Origin of the sequence: Paracoccus binzhouensis (assembly GCF_016446475.1) — a bacterium.
In the GTDB taxonomy this organism is placed as follows: domain Bacteria; phylum Pseudomonadota; class Alphaproteobacteria; order Rhodobacterales; family Rhodobacteraceae; genus Paracoccus; species Paracoccus binzhouensis.
Genome location: NZ_JAEHFP010000145.1, coordinates 1 through 9690, shown reverse-complemented (window position 1 = coordinate 9690; position 9690 = coordinate 1). Strand labels below are relative to the sequence as shown.

General features: G+C 62.6%; 8 protein-coding genes and 1 pseudogene. 4 read left to right on the top strand and 5 right to left on the bottom strand.

The window, feature by feature from the left end; all coding sequences use genetic code 11:
• Positions 1-347 precede the first annotated feature (347 nt).
• The 4 genes from I9P22_RS21595 to repA form a co-directional block, all read right to left on the bottom strand.
• Positions 348-1376: an IS110-like element ISPko7 family transposase gene (locus I9P22_RS21595; protein ID WP_028714619.1), complete on the bottom strand. Its 1029-nt coding sequence runs from the start codon at positions 1374-1376 to the stop codon at positions 348-350.
• A gap of 190 nt (positions 1377-1566) precedes the next feature.
• The gene (repC, locus tag I9P22_RS21590) at positions 1567-2778 is read right to left on the bottom strand and encodes a plasmid replication protein RepC (protein WP_024845489.1); all 1212 of its coding nucleotides are present in this window, start codon (positions 2776-2778) and stop codon (positions 1567-1569) included.
• 212 nt (positions 2779-2990) lie between these two features.
• Positions 2991-3923 (bottom strand): plasmid partitioning protein RepB, encoded by a 933-nt coding sequence (gene repB, locus I9P22_RS21585; RefSeq protein WP_199262024.1) that lies wholly within the window; start codon positions 3921-3923, stop codon positions 2991-2993.
• Positions 3907-5100 carry a plasmid partitioning protein RepA gene (gene repA / locus I9P22_RS21580; protein ID WP_199262022.1) on the bottom strand — a complete coding sequence of 398 codons (1194 nt, stop codon included), beginning with the start codon at positions 5098-5100 and terminating at the stop codon, positions 3907-3909. The genes repB and repA overlap by 17 nt, the downstream gene beginning before the upstream one ends.
• Before the next feature lie 209 nt (positions 5101-5309).
• Between repA and I9P22_RS21575 the strand changes: the two genes are divergently transcribed.
• Complete coding sequence (locus I9P22_RS21575) at positions 5310-5537, top strand: AbrB/MazE/SpoVT family DNA-binding domain-containing protein (RefSeq protein WP_074991448.1); 228 nt, start codon at positions 5310-5312, stop codon at positions 5535-5537.
• Positions 5527-5922 carry a PIN domain-containing protein gene (locus I9P22_RS21570; protein WP_024845492.1) on the top strand — a complete coding sequence of 132 codons (396 nt, stop codon included), beginning with the start codon at positions 5527-5529 and terminating at the stop codon, positions 5920-5922. Before I9P22_RS21575 ends, I9P22_RS21570 begins: the two co-directional genes overlap by 11 nt.
• Positions 5923-6000: 78 nt before the next feature.
• Here I9P22_RS21570 and I9P22_RS21565 read toward each other — a convergent pair whose 3' ends face one another.
• Positions 6001-6885, bottom strand: coding sequence for a recombinase family protein (locus I9P22_RS21565; protein ID WP_074991447.1), 885 nt, complete (start codon positions 6883-6885; stop codon positions 6001-6003).
• Positions 6886-7122: 237 nt separating this feature from the next.
• Here I9P22_RS21565 and I9P22_RS21560 point away from each other — a divergent pair, with 237 nt between their 5' ends.
• Together I9P22_RS21560 and I9P22_RS21555 are read left to right on the top strand one after the other, a co-directional pair.
• Entirely contained in the window at positions 7123-8343 is a 1221-nt protein-coding gene (locus tag I9P22_RS21560; protein ID WP_199262020.1) for a helix-turn-helix domain-containing protein, read from the top strand.
• 280 nt (positions 8344-8623) lie between these two features.
• Positions 8624-9556, top strand: a pseudogene (locus tag I9P22_RS21555) (IS5 family transposase).
• Positions 9557-9690 lie beyond the last annotated feature (134 nt).

The window sequence follows — 9690 nt, the reverse complement described above, 5'->3', positions numbered from 1 at the left end:
CACCGCGCTCGGCATACCCGTCACGGAAGCTGTGGGATAAGTCCGTCCGGGGAAGGGGAACTTCGGACTTCAGCCGATTTGTGCAACATGTATAACCGCCCCTTGCGCAAGAGGAATCTTCAAAGCTGATTTTGGCGCGTCACCGGGTGCTGACATGTATCCGGCCTCTGGTGCGGCCGTCGTCGTGCCGCGGGCCCGCATGGTGTTCGAAGATCGGATCCAGATCAAAGCCGCGTGCTCGTTGGCACTCTGTTGCACACTGGTTCTCCCGATCCTGTCTCACGACTATTGCGCCAAGCTGCTCCTTGCCCTCTTACGCTCCGACCTCCTCGCGACTGACGGACGGCTTACGCCGCCGTAGCCGGAGCCTTGTAGACGCCACCCCGGGCCATCAGAGCCCAGACGATCCGCGCCATCTTGTTCGCCAGCGCGACCCGCACCAGCATCGGCGGCTTGCGCGTCAGCATCCCGCCCAGCCAAGTTCCCGGCCGGGCCGCAGCATGGACATGGCGTTTGATGATGACGCTGTTGGCGCCAATGATCAGGAGGCGCCGCAAAGACCGTTCGCCCATCCTTGTCGTGGCCCCAAGGCGCTGCTTGCCGCCTGTGGAATGCTGACGGGGTGTGAGGCCGAGCCAAGCCGCAAAATCGCGCGCCTTGCGGAACGTCTCGGGGGGCGGAGCCAGGACTGCGATGGCCGTGGCAATCAGAGGACCTATCCCCGGGACTGTCATCAGCCGCCGCGCCACCTCATTGTCCTGGGCACACCGGGCGATCTCGGTATCGAGCTTGCTGATCTCCGCCTCGAGATGGGCGAGGGTCGCGACCAGCACCTTGAGCGTGGGGATGGCATCGGCAGGCAGACCGCCTTCCGGATCTTCCACAATGGCAATCAGCTTCGACACGTTAGCCGCGCCCTGCGGCACGATCTTTCCGAACTCGCCCAAATGCCCGCGCAGGGCATTGATGGCCTGGGTTCTCTGCCGGATCAGCAACTCGCGGATGCGAAAGACCATTGCAGCGCCCTGGGTCTCCTCGCTCTTCACCGGCACGAAGCGCATCGTCGGGCGCTGCGCCGCCTCGCAGATTGCTTCGGCATCGGCCATGTCATTCTTCTGGCGCTTCACGAATGGCTTCACGTAGGCGGGTGGGATCAGCCGCACCTCATGCCCGATCTTCCCGATCTCACGCCCCCAGAAATGGGCGCCGCCACAGGCTTCCATCGCGACAACGCAGGCCGGAAGCTGTCCGAAGAATGCCAGGACCTGGTCTCTTCTCAGCTTCTTGCGCAGCACCGCCCGGCCCGCAGCGTCGGCCCCGTGAACCTGAAACACATTCTTCGCCAAATCGAGTCCGACCGTGATAATCTCAGACATGACCGCTCTCCTTTGTGGATCATTGCAGACCCACCTTGGCACACAGAGGCCGTCGGGGGGCGGTCACAGCATCAGAGTCCCTCAAACCCCCAACCTTTCCCTCTCTTCGGCTACCGACGCATCGCTGCGTGACTTAACAGCTGCAAAGTCGCGCCGAATTTGATGATCGCTCCAAGAGACTTAACAGCTGTTATGCAGCATTTCGCCGGGACATCAGCGCCATGACCATCGGCCCGCAGGAGAACTCGCCCGCCGCTGCCTTGGATGTCAGCGCACGGAGGTAGCCACCGGGCGATCGGATGTCCGCAAAGCGTTCCAGCATGGCGACGACAACGATCGATGCCTGCTCGGGGCCCATGAACCGTTGCGCTTCTTCCCAAGCGGACGCACTGATCCCCATGGCCGGCCGCACATGGCAAGCGGCGTCAAAAAGTTGGTGCCAGTGCCTGACTTCGCCCTGGTAGAAGGTTTTGAGCGACGAGCAGCCAGCGATCACGAGATGGAGCGGGATCTTTGGCACGCGTCTTGTGTCCGCTTCTTCCACGTCAGCATCAGGCGCATCCGTTTCAACATCTGGCGCGTCGGCCGCCGCCCCGCCTTTCTCTAAGGCAGGTTCAAGATCTATAGATTCTTTATTTGAATTATGATGGTGACGCTCAGTATTGGCACCATTGGTGTTCATTTCTTCTGTTTCAGGACCGTCAATGACGTTGCGAGCATGGTCGAGAAGGGCTTCGAGGTCTGCTCGGTATGCCGAAAGGTCCTCAATCTCGAGCTTGCGGCGGAGGGCGCGGGCAGTGAGGGCCGCCTTGTCGCGTAGCTGATCCCAGAGGCCAAGGCCTGGCTGGATATCCTCTCCAAACTCCGCAAGAGCAGCGAGATCGCGCCGCATGAGGCTCACAACCTCCCGCAGTCGCCGCACACGGTCCTCGGCCTCACGCACGGCCTCTGCGGCTCGTGCCACCTCTTCGGACCGGCAGTAGAGTGGCGAGAGATCGAAGCCGAACGCCACGCGCTCTTCGCCATGCTTGCGGACATACCTCTTCCCGTTGGGGCTATCGCGGCGCATCAGCAAACCTGCCTCGACCAGGCGGGCCAGGTGACGGCGCATCGTGGAGCAGGGCATGCCATTCAGCCGCTCACAGATCGCCTTGTTGGACGGGAAGACGACCATCTCGGCGTTCCCGCCAAGCGCATCATCGGGAAAGAAGCTGAGAAGCCCCTGGAGAACCGTCAGATCGCGCTCGGAAATCCCGAAGGCGGCCTGTGCCTTCGAAAGCTCGCGAAGGAGCTCCCACTTGTTGACGGGCTTGCCCGGAACGGACGCCTCAGGCCGCTCGACCACGCGCAGATGGGCGTGCGAGATCGGCCGCATAAACGGCGAAATCGGTGTGTACTCCATGATGTCATTCACGAAGGCAAAATTTCCCTGGCCCGCGAATCGCTTTGCGCTTGCGGGAAAGGGGCCAGATCGCTACATTCAGAGGTGCGAAAACTGAGTTTTGTAGCGGGCTGGTCCCGTGCGAAACCTAAGAAAGGTCTCGTGAAGCTTGCTTCTCGGGGCCTTTTTCTTTTCTGCCTGTCTCGTGCCTCCTTTTTGGTTGTTGCTCTTCCTCAGTCTTCCTTGCGCTTCCAGCGCTCGTGAAGCTCGGCGATCAGCTGCGGGGCCTTGCCCTCAAGCCAGCTGACAAAATCTCTGTCCTCGGCCTTCAGCTCGAGCTTGAACTGTCGGCCGCGGCGCCCTGTCGCGATGGTTGCAGCCCCGACACCCGGAATGGCCACACTAGGTGCCCCTCGGGGGCTTGATGGGCGGGTCGGCCGCTCTGCCTGCACCACTGCGGCGAGGACGGCCAGGAACGCGGCGTCCGACTTTTCGTCAGGTCCACCGGAGTGAGAGGACCTGGTCTCTGCCGCTACTGCAGCGAGGTTCTCGCGGTCCACAGATGCATCGCCCAGTGACTTCTTGAGTTCCTCCCAACGAGGCCGGCCGATACCTGGCGCAGCACCTATCGCTAGGACGAGGCTCTCGCCAACCGCGCGGACGACGCTTAACAGCTGCGACACACCAGCTTCGGTAAGACCTAGAACCTCTGCCACGCCCTTGTTGGTGCGTTCCGCCTCTCCCAGGTGATCGCCATTGAGCAAGGCTGCCGCCACCAAGGCACGTTCGATGAAGCTCAGGTCGCGGCGTTCTTGGTTCTCGAGCAGCTGATCCCGAAGCGCCTGATCCCCGTCCATTTCGGTGACGATCGCACGGACCTTGATCCCGAGATCCCGGCAGGCTTCAAGCCGACGCCGCCCGTAGATCAGGCTGTAGCGATACCCTTCGAGAGGTCGCACGAGGATCGGCACCCGTTGGCCACTTCTGGAGATCGATGCCTTCAGCCCCGCAATCTCGATTTGAAGACGGTCATCCAGCCTGCCCACGGTCTCGACATGGTCAGGCTCGATCTCGAATACGCCGCCCCGCAGCCTGCGCCCCTCAAGAGCGTCGGGGGCATTGCGCAAGGTCTGCAAGGGCAGTCCCAATTTAGGCTTTCTTGCCATTGCGTCCCCACGTGCTCTGGATGATCGCGGCGATCTCGTCATTGACGGCATTCATGGACTCGATGGCGCGGTCGAAGGTCTGGCGCGTGAAGTCCTTCTTATCCGCCTCATACAAGGTCTGCTTGGTCAGCCCGGCATCCGAGATCGCCGTCGACTCGACCATGTGGTTCGTCAGCACCGAACGCCCGAAGAGCCCGCGGATGAAGGCGATCACCTCGGTCTGTGGGGCGTCGCCCACCTTGTAGCGGGTCGGCAGGAACCGGAGCCAATCGAACCGCAGGTTGGCGCCTGCATCGCGGATCACGCCCAACAGGTCGGCCGTCATCCGCAGGAACTGCGACATGGACATGAGGTCAAGCATCTGCGGGTGGACCGTCACCAGGACGCCCGAGGACGCGGAAAGGGCAGACATGGTCAGGAAGCCCAGTTGCGGAGGGCAGTCGATCACGACGACATCGTAGTCACTTTCGACGCTGTCGAGGGCGTCTCGGACTCTCGCGAAGAAAGCGCGGGCGCCGCCACGCTGGATCGCGGCCGGGGTTTCGTGCTCGAACTCCATGAGCTCGAGATTGCCCGGAATGAGATCCAGGCCACGGATGTAGGTCTTCCTGATGACCTCGGAAACCGGGACAGGGTCGTCATAACGGACTGCGTCGTACAGCGTCCCGCCTTCCATGAGGTCCAGTTCAGGCTGAATCCCGTGCAAGGCGGACAACGACGCCTGCGGATCCAGATCAATGGCCAGCACACGATAACCCTTGAACGCGAGTCTCTGCGCAAGGTGCGCTGATGTGGTGGTCTTGCCGCTTCCACCCTTGAAATTCACAACGGAAATGACTTGCAGCTCGTCGCCCTTACGACGGCCCGGCACGTACGTTCCCGGCTTCTTGGCGTTGGCCTCAAGGCTTTGTCTGATCTCCCAGACATCGTCGAGGGTGTAGCGGCGATGGCTACCGGCCGTCGTCTCGACGTCCGTGATCTTGCCTTCCCGATGAAGTTTGCGAAGGTAGGTGTGATCGACACCGAGCAGATCGGCCGCCTCACCGCTCGTCAAGCTGCGCATCACCTTTTTCGCGTCGGGTGGAAAGTGCGCTGCGCGTTGTGCATGCAGGTTCGAAGCCAAGAGTTCGGCGTAGTGGCCAATGGCGACGTCCAGGTCTTTGTCTATCTCGGTCATGCCCCGCTCGATCCGTGGGCGCGATTTTTATGTGACCGCGCGTTATTTTTCGAGACTATTGCCTGACCGATCAGATTCGCGCAAGCACTTTCTAAATCTGGTGTCAGCCACTGCGTGACGCACAAGAGTAGCCCAAGCTCGCGGACAGGCTTGCCCATGTAGCTAGTGTGATATACATTACTGATCGTATATCCACGCAGGAGGCCAAAATGCAGGTCGCGAAATGGGGCAACTCGCTTGCCGTCCGCCTGCCCGTCGAGCTTGTTCGGGAGCTTGGCCTCAAGGAAGGCGATCAGATCGACCTGGTCAAGGACGACGGCAAGGTCAGAGTCCGTCGTCTGGCGCGCGCGGATGAGGTGCTGACGGGTCTGCGCCGGTTCCGGGGCAAGCTGCCCGCTGCAGAGCGCCTGAGCCGCGACGCTGCGCATGAGCGCTGAGTTCGCGGACACGAATGTCGTTCTTTACCTGCTCGACGATGGCCCGAAGGCCGATCGCGCCGAGGTCATCCTGGGGCAGGGGCCCCGGATCAGCGTTCAAGTCCTGAACGAGACGCTGGTCAACTGTCGCCGCAAGGCTGGCCTGAGTTGGGAGGAAGCAGGGGCGTTTCTTGAGGGCGTGCGCGCCTTGTGTCCCGTCGAAGACCTGACCCTTCAGACCCACGACGTCGGCCGCGCCTTGGCGGAACGCTACGGCTTCTCGATCTACGACGCCATGATCGTGGCCAGCGCTTTGGTTGCAGGCTGCACCACGCTGTGGAGCGAGGACATGCAAGATGGCCTGCTGGTGGAAGGCCAACTTCGCATCATCAACCCCTTTACATGACCGGACAGCTACTGAGCGTAGAGCTGACCACAGCCTTGTAATCCTTCCATGTCATGGAGGATTCGCAAGGTTGTTAGGCTACTCAAGCAGACCCAACCTCTCCGCCCGCTCCAGCAGCATCTTCACGGATGACGGCTGCCAGCTTGTCCGCCCACGGGGTGTTCGCTCGCGCATGGCTTCCAGCCGAGTGCAGATCGCCTGAAGCGTGATGTCGGGGTCCGCGCCCTTGATAGCGGCGACGATGGCGGGCAGGCGGTCGTCGGTTTCGCGGCGGCCGGCTCGGGCGAGCACCGTCTCGGGCAGAAAGCCGTCGCGGACATAGGCGTTGACCGCGCGCAGAAGCCGACTTTGCGTCCACTGACGCTCGCGGGGCAGGGGGCCGTTGACGACGCGGACTACGTCTTCCCAAGCCAAGTCGGGGCGCAGGCGGCGGACATGGGGAACCCAGTCCTGCGCCGTCTCGTTCAGGCGTTCCATGTAGCCATCCTGCCGCGCCAGCCGCACCTTTCGCAGTGCCGCAGGATCCCGCGCGCGCAGGCCCGGATTGCCGCCAACCCGGCCTTTGGTTCGTGCGCTGGCCAGCCCGGCCTTGGTCCGTTCGCGGATCAGGGCCCGCTCGAACTCGGCCGCGGCGCCCAGGACCTGGAGGGTGAACTTGCCCTGCGGGGATGATGTGTCGATCGGGTCCATGAGCGAGCGGAAGAAGGCGCCTTTCGCCTCCAGACGCTCGATCACTTCCAGCAAATGCGAAAGCGAGCGCGCCAGACGGTCGATGCGCACCACAACCAGCGTGTCACCCTTGCCGATCCGCTCCAGCACCCGCGCCAGCACGGGCCGCGCGCGGTTTCCGCCCGAGGCCTGCTCCTCGTGGATCTCGACGCAGCCTGCGGATTTCAGGGCCTGCGACTGGGGCAGGGGGGTCTGATCCTCGGTTGAGACGCGCGCATAGCCGATCAGGGGCATCAAAACAGGCCGTTTGCAGTTTCATATGCTGCCAATAAACGACCGTTTGTAAACGCGCGCAAGGGGCGTTTCTCTCGTCGCGCTGAGCGCGGGAAGCCTTGTATTCATGGGCTGAGGGCCACGAGAGGCGCGCGGCAGTCTCGAGGAGACAGGAGCCTCGACCCTCTCTATAGTAGAGGAAAGCGGGGCTTCTCAAACCCGCTCGCCTGACGTGCAAAAATGCTCTATAATGCGCGCATGAACCGATTTCGCCAGACAGACTTGGATGATGACTGGGTGTCTCTTGAAGACATGGAGGCGGCCGAGGATCGGGATGACGCTGATCTGTGGTTCCTGCCCGGCCCGCCCGAGGAAGAGCCCGATTTTCTCCCTCCGGGACCGCAGCCCGAGGCCAAGGAATCCGAGATCGTCGATGCCTGGCGCGCGGCCGAAGCCGGGCAGGCGGCCCAGCTCGCCCATGTCGCGGCGCGGCTCGGGATCCTCGATGAGCGCCTGCGCCGGGGTCCGGCGGGCTGGCGGCAGCGGCTCGCCCTGATCGAGGCGTCGGAACTGAGCTGGCTGACGCAGGATCGGATCGGTCTCGACCGGCTGTCTCTCTACATGGCGCTGCGGATCTCGACCGCGACCAATGACGCCCAGGCGCTCTACCGGATGGGCTGGACCGTGCGGCGGCTGGCCGGCGGGCCGGGGCCGGTCGGAACCCCTGGCGTGGCAGACCTCGAGACCTTCCTCGACCGGCGCGACCGGCCGGGGCAGGGGGAGAGCCTGAAGGATACCAAAGCCCCCATCCGCATGCAGGAGCTGGAAGACCGCGAGGCCTTCGAGAGCCGCGCAGCGAGCTGGCTCGCGATGATGCGGCAGGCGGTCGATTTGCATCCAGTGACCCGAGCCTGCATGGGGTTCCACCTTTGGCATGTGGCCGAGCTCTCCCCGATCGACGATCCGCTCGAGGCGGCAGTGACCGCGGCGCGGGTGGCGGTGTCGGATCTGGCTTCATCGCTTAACCGGCCGGGCGCGATCTTCGCGCCGATCGCCATGGGCGGGGGCGGGGGCTTCCGCGCTATCGGGGACCCGGCGGCCCGACTCTCTCGCTGGCTGAATGCGATGGAGAGCGCGGTCTTTGCGGGGCTGCGGCGGCTCGAGGAGATCGAGACCTGGAACGAGGCCGCGGCTGAGGTCATGGCACCCTTGTCGGGCAAGACGCCACCCATGTTGCGCGAGCTCTTCACGAGCTGGCCGCTGGTCTCTGCTCAGATGGCCGAGAAGCTCACGGGCGCACACCGGGCGACGGTTCAGCGGAACATCGACTGGATGGAGGAGCGGGACCTTGTTCGGGAGATCACTGGACAGGGACGGTATAGGATGTGGCGGATCGTGGAGACCCGGGCTGCGGAAAGCCGATCGGTCGTAGGCAAGCATGACGGAATTCTGGCGGATGATTTGTTCGGGATGCTGTAACGGCCTTCAACTTCTCGCTGGATCCAAAGTTTTAAGCTAATACGAAGGCAAGCACGAGATAGAAGACAAAGGATGATTGTTTCCACCCTTCCGCTCCTTTGCAGGTGAAGTCGCGCACCCAAAAGAGCTTGACTGGGACGCCTCCGTTGCCGAAGTCTAACGCCTAGTGTCCTCGGCATCCTTTCGTTTATAAATTGGAGTTTTTATGCACAAGCTGGGCTCTGTTGCACAAATCCTGTGAGGGATTCATCTCGTGAATCCAGCGTGGTAGCTGGGATGCATGAGCAGACCGACACCCCCAACCTACAAGACGAGGAACTGGCCAGCCTACAACGAAGCGCTCAAGCGCCGGGGCTCGCTCACGATCTGGTTCGACCCCGAGATGAGTTGGGATGCCGCGCCGACAGGCAGGCGTGGCCGCCAGCAGACCTACAGCGATGCCGCCATTCAGACGTGCCTTTCGATGAAGGTGCTATTCGGCATGGCGCTCAGGCAAACGACCGGCTTCGTCGAGAGCCTGCTGCAGTTGGTTGGACTCGACTGGACGGTGCCCGACTTCAGCACCCTGTCCCGCCGCCAGAAGACCCTGGCTGTGAATATACCGTATCGCGGTTCCAAGGGGCCGCTGCACCTGCTGATAGACAGCACTGGCATCAAGGTCGAGGGCGAAGGCGAGTAGCACGCCCGCAAGCATGGCGGCCCGAAACGGCGCGTCTGGCGCAAGATCCATCTGGGGATTGATGAGGAAACGCTGGAGGTTCGGGCCGTGGAGATCACAGGGAGCCAGATCGGCGATGCGCCGGTGTTACCCGACCTGCTCAAACAGATCCCGGCGCACGAGCAGATCGGCAGCGTCACCGCAGATGGGGCCTACGACACACGCAAATGCCACGATGCCATCGCTGACCGCGGCGCCCAAGCCGTCATCCCGCCCCGCAAGAACGCCAAGCCATGGAAGACCGTCACCGCTGGCGCGGTCGCCCGAAACGAGGCCCTGCGCGCATCAAAATACCTCGGCCGTGCCCTGTGGCGACGATGGAGCGGATACCACCGCCGAAGCCGCGTCGAAACGAAGATGCATTGTGTCAAACTCCTGGGCCAGAGGCTCATGGCGAGGGACTTCGATCGTCAGGTTGCCGAACTCCAGATCCGCATCGCCGTCCTGAACGGCTACACCGCGCTCGGCATACCCGTCACGGAAGCTGTGGGATAAGTCCGTCCGGGGAAGGGGAACTTCGGACTTCAGCCGATTTGTGCAACAGAGCCCCCGACGACGTAACCGCAGCTTGAATTGTGACTGGCAGAATTACCAGTTGAGGTCCGAAGGGGTAACTGTTTAACATTTGG